Raw genomic sequence first — 17,837 nt, forward strand, 5'->3', positions numbered from 1 at the left:
TTGTTATTTATTGTCGTTTGACGCAGTTTTTAACTGATTAATCTTATATAGGTAGGTGTTCAGTAAAAGGAGGGAGCGCTCAATTTCCTTTTGCTGCGCATTTTTTTCTGCAAACTCTATTCGACCCAGAAGGGGAAATAGCGAATTGCTATACTCATACGCCTTCTTAGAGTCTTTATCTGAATTCTGATTAGCGACATTAGCGAATACCGTCCTAGCATAGGTAAAGCGTTTGTATATGACATCGAATTCATTTTCGAAACGAGAACGTTGATCTAAAAAATTCTCACGAAGTTGTTGAGCTGAAGATGAGTCAGGGTAGATTTCCGTCAATTCATGAGTGAGCTCATCAATCGTATTTACTCTGCTTACTTTTACAGGATCGAGCGTCCAATCCGTCATCAACGTATCTAATCGTTCTATCGTTGCTGAACGTAAAGAGAGGGAGTGATCTTTGTTTTCAACGCTAAATGAGCCGACGATGTTCGTCAGCTCTGTCAAAGAGGCATGCTCAATCTCAACTTTTAGTGTCTGAAACTGATGTTGCTTATAAATAAAGTGAGAAGCCAAAGCCGCACCCAGTAGTCCAACCACGGAGAGCAGCACAACGCGGCTTGATTTGGATGTTTCAGGCTCTTGAGCTGGTGGTATATGTTTCGCATTGGTCTTCGGTGGTGGTGCGATATCAACTTTAATTCCAGTGACTGGTTTAGGCGGCTCTGGCTTAGTTTGCTTCGCTTCTAATGCCATGACTTCTTTGGCTTTCGCTTCCTTAATCTCTTCAATCCATTGATTCAAGATACGACGAATACGACCAAAAGATGGAGCCTTAATGCCATAGTGAAGACGCAACTCTTCCTCGATGCGTAAACATAATTGATGTGCCGCTTCGATGAGAGGAAGTTCTTCTGGTAAAACTCGTTGTTTTTTGATTCGTTTCTCGGTGTATTCAACCATCCATTCGATGGCATTGATACGAGCATTAGCCTTTGCGTGTTCAGGGTAGGCGGTGTACCAATACACGACACACAAATCAAGCAACGAGTTCAAACCCTCAACTAAGCCTTTTAAGCCATCGTTGTGGGTGGCGGCTACCGTAAAGTAACAGCTACATCGAAAGTCTTTACCTTGAGTGCTAAGAATCTTCTTTTGACAGAGTCTGAACAGTCTTCCATGAGACTCTTCCGGTTACTTTATTTAAGTTATTTATTTGACGCTTTATTTCGTCAAAATCATCTAAGCCATTAGGATTTGATCCACTAGGGTTACTTTCATCGATCGGTCTTCGAGTGAAGTCGCTGAAAAACATATTTTTTTTAATTCCAACTGATTATATGGAAGGCAGAAGTTGACCATTTAATTATAAATGCACTGCTATCATCTTTTTTTTGAGGGATTTTATAGGCAAAAGAAAGAATTTGAATCTTAAATAATATCTAAATCAATATAAATTAACTTAGTGTGATGTTCCTTCACAAAAAAAGTCGGTTATGTTGATTTGTTTGGTATTAGCTTTAGTGATGTATATTCCAATTGTTGAGACAAAAAATGAAATTAATGGATTTCCTAATATTAAGCGTAGTTATGAGAAAAGTTATTTTTTTGAATTAAGATCAAATTATTAAAATTAAGACAATGTCGGTCTCGAAAGTGTCTCAATATCGAAAACTAATCATTTGTTTAACATTTCTGAATCTAGATGATAGTGGGTTTTCTAATTAAGAGCGCGCTAATTTAGTTGTTTTGATTGTGACCACAATATCTGTACAAATAACCTTTGCCGATTTTATGAATATATCAGTAGTTATATTGCTTTTATTTATAGGTAATTTGCCTTATTTAATGGGGCTATTTTTAACCATATTGAAAAAGAAAAGAGACTTGATATCTTTCGTCCCTGAATATTATTACTAGGTTTTCCAAGAGGGATGAAATGCTAAAACCAAGTCAAGTTGGGCTAATCTCAGCCATGTGTTTGTTCTCTACTTTTGCTGTCGCGAAAGGTGAGCGGTATGGTGGCTCGGTCGGTATGCTTACGATTGAGAGCATTGACTATGACGAAGGTTCTAGCGGAGACGTAGATACGTTGCGGTATGGTCTTGTGCACACACGTCCGATCGACGAAAACAACAACCGCTGGCGCTGGTGGCTTGGTCTTAATTACCTTACGGAGGATGTTGACGCTCCTTCAAATGGGATTTACCAAGAGGTCACAAACTATGAGCTTCGTGTCGTTCCTCAATACGCACTGAGCTCTTGGAGTATCTTTACTCCATACGTTGGCGCCGGGCTTTCTCTTGGTTACTCGCAGTATTCGAATCGCTGGAAAGTAGACTCGGATGGCTTTCGTTACGAAAGTATTGATGACATCGACCAATTCGAACTTGGTGCAGTTGTTACTCTCGGCACTGCAATCAAACTGGGCAGTAACCCAGATGCACATATTCAGATTATTCCTCAAGCTTCCTACATTCTTCCGGTAGTCAATGACGGAGTTGGTGGGGTAGAGCTTTCTGTCTCTTTACTATTTTAAGGTTTAGCAATGCAAACACATCAGCTAGTCCTATTCATTTCAAAGTGTCCAGAGGAATACACGGGTGCCAAGCATATTGAAATGCCAGAAGGTGGCGGTTCAGTTGGTAGAGCGCCAAGCTGTACTCTCGCTTTGACAGATCACAACCGTTTTATTTCTGGTACACACTGCTTGGTCAGCGTATACGGAGACACTTTTTACATCAGTGATGTGTCTACAAATGGCACTATGGTCAACGGTAACAAGATCCTCAAGAACCAGCCGGTTTCGATTGTGGACGGTGATGTGATTTCTCTTGGTCAATACGAGATTGGTGTGGCATTGGAGCATGTTTCGGCTGCTCAAGACATTGCTGCGGATATTGCTCCAGAGCGTGTTTCCAATGACCCTCTTGTTAATCTTGGCGAGGCTGTGGTCGAGGAAGAGGAAAAAGTCGGTGCATTGGAAGATTTGTTCATGGAAACAAAACAAGACGATGTGGACAGTGATGACCCGATCGCTCATCTGAAGTTTTCGATGCAACGCGACGACGACCATCTTATTTGTGATGTCGAAAAGCCAGATGCTTCTCATTCCAAACCAATCGGAAATACACGACAAGTTGTTGATGATAGCTTTAGCATTCACTCAGAATTCGATATCCCTAATTTGATTCCAGAAGATTGGATGGCAGGTACAGAGACGAGCCAGGCATCAGTTGGACCAGAAATAGTGTCCGCTCAAAATCGCACAGTTATCCCAGAGGATTTTGCCAACTCCGAACCTCTTGCATCTCAAGCAGAGAGGGGGCGACCTGAAATCCATCAGTCTGGTTCGCAACCATTCGAGCAACGCGCTAATCCCTCAATTCAGCCGTCTCCACAAAGATCAGAACCTGTCGGTCACAAGTGGGAAGAGGTAACACAAGCCTTTATTCCTTCGACACAATCGTCTCAACAAGAAGCGAAAACTACAGAAACGAAAGTGGGCTTTGTTAGCAATGAATCGTTGAACCCAGAGAAAGAAGGCGCTTCCTCTGACATTAGTAAAGCCTTCTACGAAGGTTTAGGGATCAGTAATCCAGATTTGATCAGCGACGAAGCCTTGCTGTTTAAGCAAATGGGAACGTGTCTTCGTCTGTGTATCGACAATTTGCAAAAAGACCTTCATGAGGTGGAATCACTTAAAGGTGAACAGGGATTAACTGAAGCGGATTCGAATCTTGCGGAACTGATGTTGACGCTAAACAGCCAGAACCTTCTATCTCCTAACGAATTGGTAGAGCAAATGTTGGATGAGCTCAACGACCATCAAATTATTTTTAATAAGGCACTCAATGAGTTGCTGATCGAGCAGTCAGAGACGAATGACCCTGTCACGTTTGCAAGCGATGTGGCAAGTAAATCTATGTTCACCACTAAATCAAAGTTGTGGGGTGAATATGTGGAGTTTTACGCCAATAACCGTCGCCAGATGAATGAGATGTCATTGAAAGGTCTGATCAAGAAAAACTACACCAAAGCGATTAAGGGAAGTCATGCGTAGTATTGCGATGTTGCTCGGATGTGCTTTGCTATCCGGTTGTTCCATGTGGGACCAATTTAAAGAATCAACGGGAATTACACCCGAAACGTCCTCAGTCGAATTAGTGATTGAGGCATCTTCTGTGCTTAATGTTCGTGAAGGTGGTCAATCCTCCCCAGTTATTTTGCGTGTTCATGAACTGACATCACCAGTGCTATTTCGCAGCTTAGATTTCTTCGCACTGTTTGAAAACGACAAAGCGTCGTTAGGCGATGAATACATCAAACGTTACGAATACCAAATGCAACCGGGTGACAAAATCCATGAATTTTTGGAGCTTGACCCTGCCACTCGCGCTGTCGGATTTTCGGTAGCGTTTCGCGATATTGATGGCTCTTCTTGGCGCAAAGTTGAAGTGATTGAAGAGAAGAGTGAGTACTACATCAAACTTAAGTTAGAAGGCAGTGAGTTAATTTCTGACAACACTCGCGGCATTGAACAAGTTTACTTTTAAGGAATAAAATCATGTCTTTATACAATCCAGTTGTTTGGCAAGATGGAATGTTCATGAAGCCGCAGCACTTTCAGCAACTCGATCGTTCGCAAAGTAAACTGTCGAGTATGTTGAGCGCTAATGCATCGCCTTTGCATTGGGGAATTAAGCGTTTAGAGATTAACTCTCAGCTGTTAGCGCTGGGCAAAATTGGTATTACCCGCGCTGAAGGCATTCTTCAAGACCGAACGCCTTTTGACCTGCCGCTGCTCGCTGAACTACCAGAAGTAAAAGATGTCGATCCTTCAATTGCCGATAAAGTGGTTTATCTTTGTTGTCCATTACCCTCTGAGCGTTCTGAACTATTCGGCACGAAGAAAGACGGTGCTCGTTATACGATGGAATCGCAAGAAGCGGTCGATGCTTGTTATGATTCGGAAGACATGGCAAACATCGTAGTCGGTAAGCTTAACTTTTGCTTGATGTATGACCATGAAGACAAGAGTGCGTACACATCTATTCCAATTCTAAAGATCTCAGAAGTGAAGCCAGATGGCAGTGTCATCTTAGATGAGAGCTTTATTCCGACTTGTATTGATATTCATGCTTCAACTGTACTGAACAAGTTCGCAACCGAGTTTGCCTCTATGTTGAAACATCGCGCAGAGTCTATCGTTCAGCGTTTAGGTGTTGTTGACCAGCAAGGCGTATCTTCAGTTTCTGATTTTATGCTGCTTCAAGCTCTCAACCGATATGAACCATTGTTTTGGCATTTCGCCAGTGCAGAAGGTATTCACCCTGAGTCGTTTTATCGCATTCTTCTTCAAGCAGAAGGCGAGCTTTCAACCTTGTGTTCTGCATCTCGTCGACCAGTCGAGTTCACTAAGTACAACCATGGCGACTTAACCAGTTGTCTATCGCGTACGCTTGATAGCGCAAAAATGACGTTAAGTGTGATGTCAGAGCAGCGCGCAATCCCACTGACGTTGAAAGACCAAAACTACGGTATTAGAACTGCAGCGATTCCAGACAGTAAGATCATCGACACAACGACCTTTATCCTTGCGGTTAAAGCAGATGTTACTTTGGATGTTCTTCACACCCAGTTTGTTAGCCAAACGAAGATCGGTTCTATCGACAACATTCGTGACTTGATCAATCTGCAACTGCCAGGTATCGAGATAAAACCAATGCCAGTTGTGCCTCGTGCGTTGCCTTACCACGCTGGCTACACCTATTTCGAACTGGATAAGACAGGTGAAGAGTGGGCGGCACTGAAAAACACTGCTGCGATAGCGGTTCACGTAGCCGGCGACTTTGCTAACTTGTCATTGCAACTATGGGCTGTTCGTCTATGAGTTACGCAGAAACCGACGTTACCGTAGTTTTATTCCAACCAGAGCCTGGCAAACCTATGGAGGTGATGCCAGCGCCGGACCTGTCTCGTAATATCGCGGTACAAGACTTAAACATCGAAAACATGGGCATCAACCCTTTGGTCGACCAGTTCTCATGGTTGATCGCCAGTTTATCTTGCATGTCTTCGATTCCTTGGCTTGATGACCCAATGCCGTTTCGTGAGCAAGTGGCTCGTGAGATAAGAAAAGGCGAGCGTAAGCTCAATGAAATGGAATTGGATCGCGCATCCATTTTGGTCATCCGATACTGTTTGTGTGCCGCGATTGATGAATCGGTCTGCCGACAAGAGTGGGGCGCTAACAGTCATTGGAGCCAGAACAGTTTGCTATCCGAGTTTCACAATGAAACATCTGGCGGTGATAAGTTTTTCGTCATTCTCGAACGTTTAAAAGCCGACCCACGCAAATACCGTCACGTTATTGAATTTTTGTACTTACTGCTTCAACTCGGTTTTCAGGGAAAATACGGTCGTGAAGAACGCGGTAACGAAAAGCTCGCTGAAATTGGCAATACCATTTATCGCTTGGTACGAGACGAACGCTTGGCAGAGCAAGAGAAAGTCTCTCTCGTTAACCTTAAGGCCAAGTATCTTAAGAAGCCGTTAAAAAGGGTTGTCTCACCCAAGCTAATTTTAGGTATCAGCGCGATTACCTTCGCAATCATGTATGCCGCGACCTACATCGTCATCGATTTAAAGTTCCAGCAACTGCTTGAAGTGTATCGATAAACAGGAGATCTCAAAATGAGATCTTCTGCCAGTTTTCAGCTTTATCGTGAGTATTACTAGCTTATTAGTGAAATTCACTAGGTATTTAGAGAGATTGCAATATGCGATCTCTTTTATTATTCAATCAACAAAATTCAAATGGATTGGTTATGGGCGTAACAGTTGGTGCAAATGGACTTTCGATAGTTCATAAAGGCTCAGGTGGTGAAGCGAATGCAACGCTCCCAGATGTTTGTTTAACGAAGGTCGGCAAGCCGATCGTTCCTATCCCTTATGGCAACAATGCTAAATCAGCAGACCTTGCTGGTGGCACAACGACTATCTCAATGGATGGCGGCAACAGTGTCGCAATCAAAGGCAGTACATTCTCAAAAAGTACCGGTGATGCGGGCGGCGATAAAAAAGGCGTCGCATCCGGCACTATAGAAGCCGAAGCAAAATTCATCTCAGCCTCACCAACAGTCAAGTTTGAAGGTAAGGGCGTATGTCGCCTGTCCGACCAAATGACCATGAACAAAGCCAATACCATGTGTCTTGGCGGCGCTCAAAACCCCTCGGTTTCTGTTACGGAAGAGCAGGAAGGGACCTATACGGTTGACTTATACCTCTCATACTCAGACGGTGAACCTGTTCAAGGCGCAACTTATACTCTAACCGACCAATCTGACGCCGTATTTGAAGGAACATTGGATAACAGCGGTAAGGCTTCGGTCGGTGGCATTGCTCCGGGTGAGTTTGCCATTGAGTACGGCGAGGACAGCCGAGACTTTATGCCGAATGTGCCAACTAAGACCAATCCGAACTTTAATCCGAGTGCGAACGCTCAACTGATCATTGAAGAAACAAAGAAAGGTGAAGTTGGCTTCTGGGAAAATGCTTGGACGCGAATGTCTGGTGCTGCCAGTTGGATTTGGGGCGTGATTCTTGGTGATTTCAACGATGATGCTTCCGTTGAGCAAATCATCGCCAATACAGCGCTGACGATGATCCCTGTTGTAGATCAAGCCGCTGACGTGCGCGATTTATCAGCGAACATTATGACTTTGTTGACTGAAGAAGAGCGCGATAAGCCTGAAAACTGGTTAGCGCTTTCACTTACTCTTGTCGGCTGCGTTCCTACATTTGGTAGTGCAGTAAAAGGTACGTGTAAAGTTGCGCTAAAAGGCGGTAAAGGAACATCAAAAGATACTTTGTTAGCTGTTTTAAGAGGCATGGGTAAAGGCGATCCAGAAAAATTCTTGCGCACGTTAGATTGGATGGATTACGCCAAGCAAACCAGCCAAATTGTTAGTGATGTTTTAAAACCTTGTATTGAAGTGGCAACTGAGTTGGCTTCATACGCAAACAGAATGGGCGCAGACGAGCTTGGTGCGTATTTCTTGAAGTTAGCGGATGAGGTAAAAATCATCGACAAGATGGTACCCGACAAACTAAAAGAAGCGATGGGCGAGTTTGATGATCTTTTTGCTCGTATCTTAGGTAAGGGCGAGAAAACTTATCCAGCAAAAGTGAAACATAATACGGGTGAGTCTGCTCAGTCAGGAAAGAACTCTGCAAAGGCAAATGAGGAGAAAGGGACTAAAACAGTTCGTTGTAGAGTGTGTAAGCGGGCAATTGCCGATAAACGACATAAGAAAAAATGTGTCCTTCCAGGAAGGAAAAAATGAGTATGAGCAATAACGGTTTTTCTCGACATGTTTCTGGTGAAGCATTATTAAAGGCCAATCATATATTAGCTGAAAAATGTGATTGTCCTCTTACTGGACATCATCTGATTAGCTTTAATTTGTTCGAAAAGCTATCAACTCAGCGAACAGAACAGATGCGAAACAAAGAATACAGTTGGAACAGTTTAGACAATATAGTAATACTTCCCAGCAGTGACAAAGGTACTGCTAAAAAGGTTGCGTGCAAGTATCGTTTGCCTTGGCATTCTAGTGGTCATACGGGTAGAAATACAGTAAGTAAACTGAATCTTAAGAGTGATGAACAAGTGTACTCTAATTCAAAGCCTACCTCGATGTTAAATGGGGGGAATCCAATGAAGAGGGCTAGTATGCTGAACAGAGACAAAAATAAGATTAAAGCATATCCTTCTAAAGCCTATCATAAGTTTGTAAAGCAAGAATTGCTAGAGACGTTGGAAAAGCTACACTGTGAAATGCCACCTCCTGTATATCGAAAAGAACTGAATGATCTTTCGGAAAGAATTTGTGACATGATAAGTGAATTTACGATATTGCTTCACAATACAGGAGATGACTTTTCTCCAAAAGGAAATGGTTGTAGAAGCTCAGATTGTCAGCAAAGAACACACAAAAATACGACTTGGCCGGAGATAGAAGAAATATGGAGTGGACTTTTTTATAAGAAAGCCCTTAAGTTCAATTATCTAAAGGTTGCTAGTAAATTATAGGTTTAAGATGGAAATAGCATACATAAATGAGGACTTTAACGAGGGTGAATCATTATTTACTGCCGTTGATAGTCGGTCGTCTTTCTATGATGATAATGATTTCACTCCCACTTCTTGTATAAGTGAGATTGTGTGGAAAGATGATGATATCTATGAAATTGAAGCATTAGATTTAATCAGAGGTGGTGCTTTTAATGTCACTAAGCCTATTGCTGAACTAATTATGAGTTTCGACCCATACGGTGTTGAAGTTTATCCCGCAAAATTAACCTGTTCCGGAGACGGAGTGTTAACTGAGCGCTACATAATAGCAGTAGATAACTTAGTAGATGTCGTTGATTATGATAAAAGCATAAAAGTGACTGACGTAACTACCCGTTTTTACTTATCTGATGAAAAGATTAAGGAACTTCCGGATAGCAAGAGGCACGTTTTTAAACCTGTCGGAATGACAAAAACGTTCTTCTCAATCGAGTTGTTTGAAGCGCTTGTCCGTTTAGATGAGGAGGGTAAAATAAGTACTAGTATCGTTGCCTTTTCATTTGATACATCCGAAGAGACGCCCCGAGTCTAGTGTAAGTAGGTAAATAGAATAATGACTAACTACATAGTTTTATCTAAACAATCTTTGACTGACTTCCCATTCCAGCAAAGCCCTAAGCCAATAGTGCCAGTAGAGCCAGATTTGCTTTTGGAAATGACCTTTTCTCCAAAGCTATTTATCATCAGTGATATTGCGTCAAAAGTAGAGAAACTGGTCGTACATGGAGTAGAGTGGCTAGACGCTCGTGTCGATTGTTCTCCAAGCCAACCATCTGATGATGAAATTAAAGTTTATGAAGATTATCGTATGCCTTACATCCATCAAACTTATAAATTGACGGATAAAGAAAAACAATACGGTAAGTTGAACTGGTTAGATATCGAGTCAACAGAGTTTGACTTCTCTAAATTAGAAAATATTCCCTTAGAGGAACGATTAATATTTAAACTAGAAGAAGATTTTGGCTTAGTTTTTATTCACCAAAGTGTGATTGACCTTCTGAAAAAAGACGTCAAAGACGTTTGGGTAAGAGATGTATAGAAAGCGCTGAAAGGCGCTTTTTCATTTGTTACAAGATGGAGTCTAAAGGTAGGAAAATAAACCATTTTAATAGCTAAGATAATGCTCCCAGTACTATAGAAGTAAAAGCATTTTTCTATAGTAGTCGTCGCTGGAAAAATAAAGTAGGGTATATATGTATTTTGCATTGATCTCAGAAGATTACTACGCATCTAGTACTAATTTCACTCCCGTTGATAACAGAGAGTCAATGTACAGTACGAACATTTATCATCCTTCTTCATCTGAGAACCCTATCATCTGGCAAGATCTTGAAGGAGGCAGTATCAATTCTGTTGGACCCATTGTTGATTGTGGTGACCTTTCTGTCAGTGCCAATTTTGCTCAAATGCTGATGAGCTTTGACCCTTATGGTATAGAAGTTTACCCTTCACTTTTGAAAGCAGATAATGGAGTTACTGAGGGGCGATATTTAATTGCAGTCAACAATGTAATAGATGTACTCGATGAGGAAAAGTCGATCATAAAAACTTCACCAAGAAGTGGGAAAAAATTGGTGCATGTGCTTTATCTTTCTGAAGAAAAACTAAAGAGCATACCACTAAACAAACGGATCGCCTTTCGAGTAAAAGGTGCTGAAACAGTGATGTTTTTTTGTGAAGAGTTTTTTAATGAGGTTGGCTCTTTATCGGAATTTGATGTTTTAAGAAAAGCTAAAGTTAGTACTCTAGATAGAGCACCAAAGTTTTAAGGAATTACGATGAAAGAACAATATCATTTATTAACTAAACAAGACTTAGGTAACTTCCTATTCCAACAAAGCCCTAAACCAATAGTGCCTGTAGAGCCCGATTTGCTTTTGGAAATGACCTTTTCTCCAAAGCTATTTATCATAAGTGATATTGCGTCAAAAGTAGAGAAACTGGTCGTACACGGAGTAGAGTGGTTAGATGCTCGTGTCGATTGTTCTCCAAGCCAACCAACAGATGATCAAATTAAAGTTTATGAAGATTATCGTATGCCTTACATCCATCAAACTTATAAATTGACGGACAAAGAAAAACAATACGGCAAGTTAAACTGGCTAGACATTGAGTCAACAGAGTTTGATTTTTCTAAACTAGACAATGTTCCTTTAGAAGAACGATTAATATTTAAGCTAGAAGAAGACTTTGGTTTAGTGTTTATTCACCAGAGTGTGATTGACCTTCTTAAAAAAGACGTTAAAGACGTTTGGGTAAGAGATGTATAGAAAGCGCCGAAAGGCGCTTTTTTAATACCTATGAATAAAAATACTATATACGTTGCTCTATAAAGCCAGTGTCTTAGTGTCACATTTATTACTAAACTTCGTTTAGTTAACCACGTGATTGCTTCATACATCCTTTTTGCTGTTCGCTTTTTATACTGCCTGTAAATCAATCACAACGACTTACAGGTAGTTTTAGATTATGAGTACGAATGCAAAAGCATGGGTAGAAGAGATTGTTTTACCGACTTACCCGACGGGCAAAGTTGACTCGAATCCGTTATTTTTGGAAAACCGTGTTTATCAAGGCTCTTCTGGCTCCGTATACCCTTACGGCGTGATCGACAGTATATCTGATCATCAAATAGAACAGACATATCAAGCGGTATATATCGAAAATGATTATATAAAAATCATGCTATTGCCTGAGCTTGGTGGGCGCATTCATCGTGCGTACGACAAGATGAAAAAGCGTGATTTTATTTACTACAACGAAGTCGTTAAGCCGGCTTTAGTTGGACTACTTGGTCCTTGGATTTCTGGTGGTATCGAGTTTAACTGGCCTCAACATCATCGTCCGACAACGTTCATGCCTACAGATTTTAAGATTGAAGAGCATGAAGATGGATCCGTTACCGTTTGGATTGGTGAAGTTGAACATATGTACGGTTTGCAAGTAACCGCTGGCTTCAAACTTTATCCGAACAAGGCGCTTGTCGAGATAACAGGCAAGGTATATAACGGCAACGATACTCCTCGACAGTTCCTATGGTGGTCTAACCCCGCGGTAAAAGGTGGTGATGATCATCAAAGTATCTTCCCACCAGATGTCACTGCGGTATATGACCATGGCAAACGAGATGTTTCGGATTTCCCAATAGCGACTGGGGAATATTACAAAGTCGACTATTCGCCGGGTACGGACATCTCGCGCTACAAGAATTTGCCTGTTCCTACTTCTTATATGGCAGATAAGTCCGCTTATGACTTTGTTGGCGCTTACAGTCATGATGAGAAAGGAGGGTTGTTGCATGTGGCTAATCACCATGTCTCTCCTGGCAAAAAGCAATGGACATGGGGAAACTGTGATTTTGGATTAGCCTGGGATCGCCAGTTGACCGACAGCAATGGACCTTACATCGAATTGATGACTGGGGTTTACACCGATAACCAACCGGATTTTACTTGGATTGATAGTCATGAAGAGAAAAAATTCACTCAACATTTCCTTCCATATAGCAATTTAGACAACGTTCATAATGCGAACACGGAAGTCGCGATTAAGTTGGATCGAAGCGGGAGTTTCGTTGAATGGGCAGTTTACGCTATTTCTGAGATTGCCAACTACGAGGTGGTTATTTCGGACAAAGCGAGTGTACTTGCTAAACACCAACTGACAATGACTCCAGGTGATGTGGTTGAAGAAAGCATAGAGCTTGCTGAGAGCACGCGCTTAACCATCACAATCTTGAATGAGGAGGGGAGAGTATGCCTGTCCTATCTAGAGCATATTGACGCTAAAGATGAACCAACGCCCGATCCTGCCTCCGCACCAGAAAAACCTGAAGATGTATCGAGCGTAGAAGAACTGTATTTCATTGGACAGCATTTACAGCAATATCACCATGCAACGAGTAATCCAGCGGACTACTACCAAGAAGCCCTCAAACGCGACCCAAATCATTATGCAACCAACGTCGCGATGGCTTCGCTTGCTTATGATCGAGCGGATTATCAAGGCACACTTAAATATTCTGATGCCGCTTTGGAGCGTGCTCACAAGCTCAACAAAAACCCTTTATGCGGCAGAGCAAGCTACCTTCGTGGCTGTGCAAATGAAAAACTGGGGCGTCTTGATTCTGCCTTTAGCGATGTATTTAAAGCAACGTGGAGTAGTAATTGTCGTGATACTGGCTTTTTCGCCGCTGCTCGCATTGCCACAAAGCAAGACCGTTTAAATGAAGCATTAGAATACGCGGAAAGAGCACTGGAACTGAATGGTACTCACTACCAAGCTGCAACATTGAAGGTGTTTTTGCTTAATGCATTGAACCGACACGCAGAGGCTCTTCGTTTTATTGATGAACAAAGTGAGATGCAGCCTCTTGGTTATGGCATTTCATTCGAAAAGTATCAGTTAACTCGCTCTGATATTGACTTATCAGCGTTTAAGCAACTTATGAATCAAAGAGAAGCTAACACGATTCATCTTATTAACTTTTATCTTTCGATTGATGCAAAAGAGCGCGCTAAAGCGGTCTTAGCTCTGAACGAGAGCACAGGTTCAATGAGTTTGATTTATAAAGCGTATTTAGTCGATGAACCCGAACAGGCGGAAGCCTTATTAGATGTCGCTGCCGATCGATTTAACGACAATGTTTTATTTCCGAATACCTTAGCCGAAGTTGAAGTTTTAAGTGCTTTTTCAGGGCATTACTTTACCCAATATCTACTGGGTTGCTTCTTCTATGCGAAACGAAGCTATTCAAGAGCGGTATATCATTGGGAAACAGTACTAAGGCTCAACTCACACTATGCGCCCGTACTTCGAAATCTATCTGTCCATGCCTATAACAAGCGTCGAGAGCTGGATAAAGCGATTTCTTTGATGGGGTTAGCATTCGAGTTGTCTCCGAGCGATGCCCGAGTTCTCTATGAACTGGATTACTTGAAAAAAGCGGCGGGTGATACGCCATTAGAACGACTTGCTTTCTTGAAGGCAAATCTAGAAGTGGTCAATCAGCGAGATGACTTAACTGCAGAGCTGCTTAATTTGTATAACATCTGTGGTGAGCTCGAACTTGCACAGACATGCTTATCTACAAGGCAGTTCCACCCTTGGGAGGGGGGAGAAGGTAAGGTGACAGGGCAGTTCATCGTCAATAAGCTGAGATACGCATTGCAGTTTATGCAACAACGAAGCTTCAATAACGCGCTTGAGTTATTGAATGACGCTCTGACTTATCCAACAAATTTGGGTGAAGGTCGCCTCGTTGGTCAAACTGACAATGATATCCACTATTTCTTAGGGCGTTGCTACCAAGAGTTAGGCGAAAGAGAGTGTGCCAATCAGCACTTTGCTCTTGCAACTCAAGGTAAACAAGAGATTAACCAAAGCCGTTACTATAACGATCAACCCGCTGATTACTTGTTCTATCAAGCGGCTGCAATGCACCAATTGGGAGATACCGCACAAGCAGTATCACTGTTTGAGGATATGGTGTCTTGGGCGGACTCAGAATGGAATGCGCCCGTAAAGGTCGACTTTTTTGCTGTATCACTCCCAGCGTTAATTGTTTTTGATAGCAATTTAACAACAGAACATCAGCAACACTGTTTATTTGTAAAAGCAATGGGTCAATTTGGCTTAGCTTTGACAGATGAACGTCATGGATTTGAAGATTTTGAACTTACATTGCAGGCACTGTTAGGACAAGCGCCTGCTCATACAAAAGCGAATCTATTAAAAGAAATCGCACAACATCGCTATGCGTTTGGCTGTAACAGTCAAAATTAATGGATAGGTCACTCCCGGTGACCTATCACCTGGGGTGACTCTAAAACAATAACTTTAATAGATATGTACCTCTACAAGGATTTACTATGCGTAAAACAAGCGATCAACTCAATATGAGAAACATATGGCTCATCAGTCTGGTGGCCGCCTGTGGTGGATTATTATTTGGTTATGATTGGGTCGTAATCGGTGGTGCCAAACCATTCTATGAGGCTTATTTCAACATTACGAATGCGTCATTGTCTGGATGGGCAATGAGCTCAGCGTTAATCGGCTGTATGGTTGGGGCATTTATTGCCGGCACCGTGTCTGACAAATATGGGCGTAAACGTCCGTTAATTTTAGCGGCACTGTTATTTGTTATTTCTGCATGGGGAACGGCCGCTGCCGATAGTTTTAATGCGTTTGTGGTGTTCCGAATTATAGGTGGCGTTGGTATTGGCTTAGCGTCAGCATTGTCACCGATGTACATTGCTGAAATTGCGCCTGCTGATAAACGAGGAAAATTTGTCGCGATAAACCAACTGACCATCGTTATTGGTGTACTTGCTGCTCAAATCATTAACTTATTGATTGCGGAGCCTGTTGCTTCCAATGCAGCGCAAGCGGATATTTTGCAATCATGGAATGGTCAAATGGGTTGGCGTTACATGTTTGGCGCCGAACTTGTGCCTGCATTTGCGTTTTTACTGCTCATGTTTGTTGTGCCTGAATCTCCACGTTGGTTAGTAAAAATGGGCATGGTAGACAAAGCGAAAGCTACATTGCTGCGTATTGGTAGCGAAAGTTATGCGTCTCGCACTGTGCAAGAGATCGAAAGTACCTTGTCTGCAGAAACTCGTTCACTTCCGTTTAGTGCGTTGTTTAAGCCAGATGTGAAGCCAATTTTGGTGATCGGTGTTGTTCTTGCTGCTTTCCAGCAATGGTGTGGTATCAACGTCATCTTTAACTATGCACAGGAAATCTTTGCCTCTGCAGGCTTTGATATCAACGATACCTTGAAGTCGATCGTTGCAACAGGATTGATCAATCTCGTGTTCACCATTTTGGCGATTCCTTTTGTTGATAAAATTGGTCGACGTAAGTTGATGATTATCGGGTCGGCTGGCTTGACGGTGATTTATGGTTTGATGTCAGCCGCATATGCCTATGGAATGCTTGGTTTGCCGGTATTGATGCTCGTCCTTATCGCGATTTCTATCTACGCTTTGACGTTGGCACCAGTGACTTGGGTTCTTCTTTCTGAAATGTTCCCGAATAAGGTTCGTGGCACCGCGATGTCGGTCAGCACGTTGGCACTTTGGGTCGCGTGTTTCGCACTCACTTATACGTTCCCACTGCTTAATGCGGGGTTAGGTGCTTCAGGTTCCTTCCTACTTTACGGTGTTATCTGTGCCTGTGGTTTTGTGTTCATTTACAAACGCGTTCCAGAAACGAAAGGGCGCTCTTTGGAAGAACTGGAAAAAATCCTTGTTACTCGTGAAGCTGCGGTAGGTAAAGAGGTGAACGCATAACTCACTCAGTGCTCTCTATAGAGTGAAAATAACAGAGTAAGCTTCAAGAAGGTCGCTATTAAGGTGACCTTCTTTGCGTTTAAATTGGGAGTTACGTATAGAGGTTATCTAACTCTTGCTCAACCCATAGGTAGCTCATCCCGACTATTCGCTCAATTTGCGTTAAATGCCCGAACGAGACTACGGTGAGATCTTGTTTACGAGCATTCTCGTCTTCGAATGGATTAATGAGTGTTTGTTGTGTGATTGTCTTTAACCAACATTCACCTAGAGCACAAGTATTTCCATACAAGATGATTTTGTTGATGTTGAGTGTGATAAGAAAGTTATAGAGAGATTGTCCAAGAACTGTGGCTGCGTGCATTGCGACTTCCTGTGCAATTGGGTCGTCGTTTTGATACAGCTTAATAAAATCATCGAATACAAAGTCATCGATACGTACAAGCTTGGATGCGTTTTCCTGACGGGAAAGGTATTGCTTACAAAGCGCTGTGGAACTGGCTTCCGTCTCTAAGCAGCCTTCTCGACCACAGCCACAAATGATGCCGTTATTCGCGACTTTAATGTGACCAATCTGCCCACTGCCAAACATCTTTCCTCGGTATATGTCATTGTGGATCAAGAAAGAAGAACCGATACCGTAATCAACGTTGAGTACGCAAAAATCTTCACCGTGATGCCCGTCTAACCACTTTTCAGCTAAGGCTAGCATGACGCAATCATTGTCGACTAGGACCTCAACGAGCAAGCGTTGCTCAAGAAGATATTTTAGCTCGATAGGTTGTGTCCAAGGAGCTTGCGGCATTCGCATGGAAGATCCTACATGAGTATCCACTTGCCCGTGTACGGCAATAGAGAGTCGATAACTAGTATTTGGCTTGGACTGACGGCAAGCAACAATAGCCGTCACGATATCCTCAATTAGTTCGTCAGGTGTTTGTGGGGTAATGGCTTGATCAATAAAGTCCGAAGAGGGCGTCATTTCATTATCGACCATTACCGCTTGGATACGGGTAGGAGAAACACTCATGCACACGGTGTAAGGGCGATCACTTGATACTTTGTACAAGCCGCCAAAGTTACCCTTTGTTGCTTTGGATACACTGAAGTTTTCTACTCGACCTTGCTCAACTAAAGCATCAACAATCTTACTAATAGCAGGAATGCTAAGTTGTGTTTCACGAGCTAACTCTGATTTGGTCATGCCTTTGCTTTTATACAGCAATGCCATCACAAGGCGACAGTTGTAGTGTCGAACTTTTTGATTATTCAACCCCTTATGGGCGCCAGATTGAAATGGTTTGTTAGGCATTGTTCGAACATGGCTCTTGGATGGTTTAACGTAGAAGGTGCTAACTAAATTCTGTTTAGTTATCTCTGTGACTTTGTTATCAGTTGTTGAA

14 protein-coding genes and 1 pseudogene are annotated in these 17,837 nt (G+C 42.3%); 13 read left to right on the plus strand and 2 right to left on the minus strand.

Annotation, left to right across the window (positions count from 1 at the left end; genetic code table 11):
• Positions 1-3: 3 nt before the first annotated feature.
• Positions 4-1,309: pseudogene (locus J4N44_RS20835) on the minus strand (type VI secretion system ImpA family N-terminal domain-containing protein).
• Positions 1,310-1,933: 624 nt separating this feature from the next.
• Between J4N44_RS20835 and J4N44_RS20840 the strand changes: the two are divergent.
• The 13 genes from J4N44_RS20840 to J4N44_RS20900 all read left to right on the plus strand — a co-directional run bounded on the left by J4N44_RS20840 (position 1,934) and on the right by J4N44_RS20900 (position 16,434).
• Complete coding sequence (locus J4N44_RS20840; RefSeq protein WP_252045707.1) at positions 1,934-2,533, plus strand: hypothetical protein; 600 nt, start codon at positions 1,934-1,936, stop codon at positions 2,531-2,533.
• A gap of 9 nt (positions 2,534-2,542) precedes the next feature.
• A complete protein-coding gene (locus J4N44_RS20845) occupies positions 2,543-4,057 on the plus strand; it encodes an FHA domain-containing protein (protein WP_252045708.1) in 1,515 nt (504 codons plus the stop codon).
• Positions 4,050-4,550 (plus strand): type VI secretion system lipoprotein TssJ, encoded by a 501-nt coding sequence (tssJ, locus tag J4N44_RS20850; RefSeq protein ID WP_005449460.1) that lies wholly within the window; start codon positions 4,050-4,052, stop codon positions 4,548-4,550. The genes J4N44_RS20845 and tssJ overlap by 8 nt, the downstream gene beginning before the upstream one ends.
• Before the next feature lie 11 nt (positions 4,551-4,561).
• Entirely contained in the window at positions 4,562-5,887 is a 1,326-nt protein-coding gene (gene tssK / locus J4N44_RS20855) for a type VI secretion system baseplate subunit TssK (RefSeq protein WP_005449459.1), read from the plus strand.
• On the plus strand, positions 5,884-6,675 hold the full coding sequence (icmH, locus tag J4N44_RS20860) for a type IVB secretion system protein IcmH/DotU (RefSeq protein ID WP_025505396.1): 792 nt from the start codon (positions 5,884-5,886) through the stop codon (positions 6,673-6,675). Before tssK ends, icmH begins: the two co-directional genes overlap by 4 nt.
• 149 nt (positions 6,676-6,824) lie before the next feature.
• A complete protein-coding gene (locus J4N44_RS20865) occupies positions 6,825-8,342 on the plus strand; it encodes a PAAR-like domain-containing protein (protein WP_252045709.1) in 1,518 nt (505 codons plus the stop codon).
• 2 nt (positions 8,343-8,344) lie between these two features.
• The gene (locus J4N44_RS20870) at positions 8,345-9,091 is read left to right on the plus strand and encodes an AHH domain-containing protein (RefSeq protein ID WP_100224515.1); all 747 of its coding nucleotides are present in this window, start codon (positions 8,345-8,347) and stop codon (positions 9,089-9,091) included.
• 7 nt (positions 9,092-9,098) lie between these two features.
• Positions 9,099-9,665, plus strand: a complete 567-nt coding sequence (locus J4N44_RS20875; RefSeq protein ID WP_005449454.1) for an imm11 family protein — start codon at positions 9,099-9,101, stop codon at positions 9,663-9,665.
• Between the two features lie 21 nt (positions 9,666-9,686).
• The gene (locus J4N44_RS20880) at positions 9,687-10,175 is read left to right on the plus strand and encodes a hypothetical protein (RefSeq protein ID WP_023624963.1); all 489 of its coding nucleotides are present in this window, start codon (positions 9,687-9,689) and stop codon (positions 10,173-10,175) included.
• A gap of 229 nt (positions 10,176-10,404) precedes the next feature.
• Positions 10,405-10,905, plus strand: coding sequence for an imm11 family protein (locus tag J4N44_RS20885; RefSeq protein ID WP_009696128.1), 501 nt, complete (start codon positions 10,405-10,407; stop codon positions 10,903-10,905).
• 9 nt (positions 10,906-10,914) lie between these two features.
• A complete protein-coding gene (locus tag J4N44_RS20890; protein WP_029839655.1) occupies positions 10,915-11,406 on the plus strand; it encodes a hypothetical protein in 492 nt (163 codons plus the stop codon).
• Between the two features lie 199 nt (positions 11,407-11,605).
• Complete coding sequence (locus J4N44_RS20895) at positions 11,606-14,920, plus strand: DUF5107 domain-containing protein (RefSeq protein WP_252045710.1); 3,315 nt, start codon at positions 11,606-11,608, stop codon at positions 14,918-14,920.
• An 86-nt stretch (positions 14,921-15,006) separates the two neighbouring features.
• Complete coding sequence (locus tag J4N44_RS20900; RefSeq protein ID WP_005449432.1) at positions 15,007-16,434, plus strand: sugar porter family MFS transporter; 1,428 nt, start codon at positions 15,007-15,009, stop codon at positions 16,432-16,434.
• A gap of 91 nt (positions 16,435-16,525) precedes the next feature.
• On the opposite strand, the gene J4N44_RS20905 is transcribed toward J4N44_RS20900, so the two are convergent.
• Positions 16,526-17,746, minus strand: a complete 1,221-nt coding sequence (locus J4N44_RS20905) for an ROK family transcriptional regulator (protein ID WP_252045711.1) — start codon at positions 17,744-17,746, stop codon at positions 16,526-16,528.
• Positions 17,747-17,837: the final 91 nt, after the last annotated feature.

It is taken from the genome of Vibrio sp. SCSIO 43155 (assembly GCF_023716605.1).
Taxonomy (GTDB): Bacteria; Pseudomonadota; Gammaproteobacteria; order Enterobacterales; family Vibrionaceae; genus Vibrio; species Vibrio harveyi.

Coding starts and splice junctions, on each gene's coding strand:
- J4N44_RS20845 (WP_252045708.1), top strand. CDS start 2,543: ATGCAAACACATCAGCTAGTCCTATTCATTTCAAAGTGTCCAGAGGAA.
- tssK (WP_005449459.1), top strand. CDS start 4,562: ATGTCTTTATACAATCCAGTTGTTTGGCAAGATGGAATGTTCATGAAG.
- J4N44_RS20875 (WP_005449454.1), top strand. CDS start 9,099: ATGGAAATAGCATACATAAATGAGGACTTTAACGAGGGTGAATCATTA.
- icmH (WP_025505396.1), top strand. CDS start 5,884: ATGAGTTACGCAGAAACCGACGTTACCGTAGTTTTATTCCAACCAGAG.
- J4N44_RS20865 (WP_252045709.1), top strand. CDS start 6,825: ATGGGCGTAACAGTTGGTGCAAATGGACTTTCGATAGTTCATAAAGGC.
- J4N44_RS20900 (WP_005449432.1), top strand. CDS start 15,007: ATGCGTAAAACAAGCGATCAACTCAATATGAGAAACATATGGCTCATC.
- J4N44_RS20880 (WP_023624963.1), top strand. CDS start 9,687: ATGACTAACTACATAGTTTTATCTAAACAATCTTTGACTGACTTCCCA.
- J4N44_RS20870 (WP_100224515.1), top strand. CDS start 8,345: ATGAGCAATAACGGTTTTTCTCGACATGTTTCTGGTGAAGCATTATTA.
- J4N44_RS20890 (WP_029839655.1), top strand. CDS start 10,915: ATGAAAGAACAATATCATTTATTAACTAAACAAGACTTAGGTAACTTC.
- tssJ (WP_005449460.1), top strand. CDS start 4,050: ATGCGTAGTATTGCGATGTTGCTCGGATGTGCTTTGCTATCCGGTTGT.
- J4N44_RS20905 (WP_252045711.1), bottom strand. CDS start 17,746: ATGCCTAACAAACCATTTCAATCTGGCGCCCATAAGGGGTTGAATAAT.
- J4N44_RS20840 (WP_252045707.1), top strand. CDS start 1,934: ATGCTAAAACCAAGTCAAGTTGGGCTAATCTCAGCCATGTGTTTGTTC.
- J4N44_RS20885 (WP_009696128.1), top strand. CDS start 10,405: ATGTACAGTACGAACATTTATCATCCTTCTTCATCTGAGAACCCTATC.
- J4N44_RS20895 (WP_252045710.1), top strand. CDS start 11,606: ATGAGTACGAATGCAAAAGCATGGGTAGAAGAGATTGTTTTACCGACT.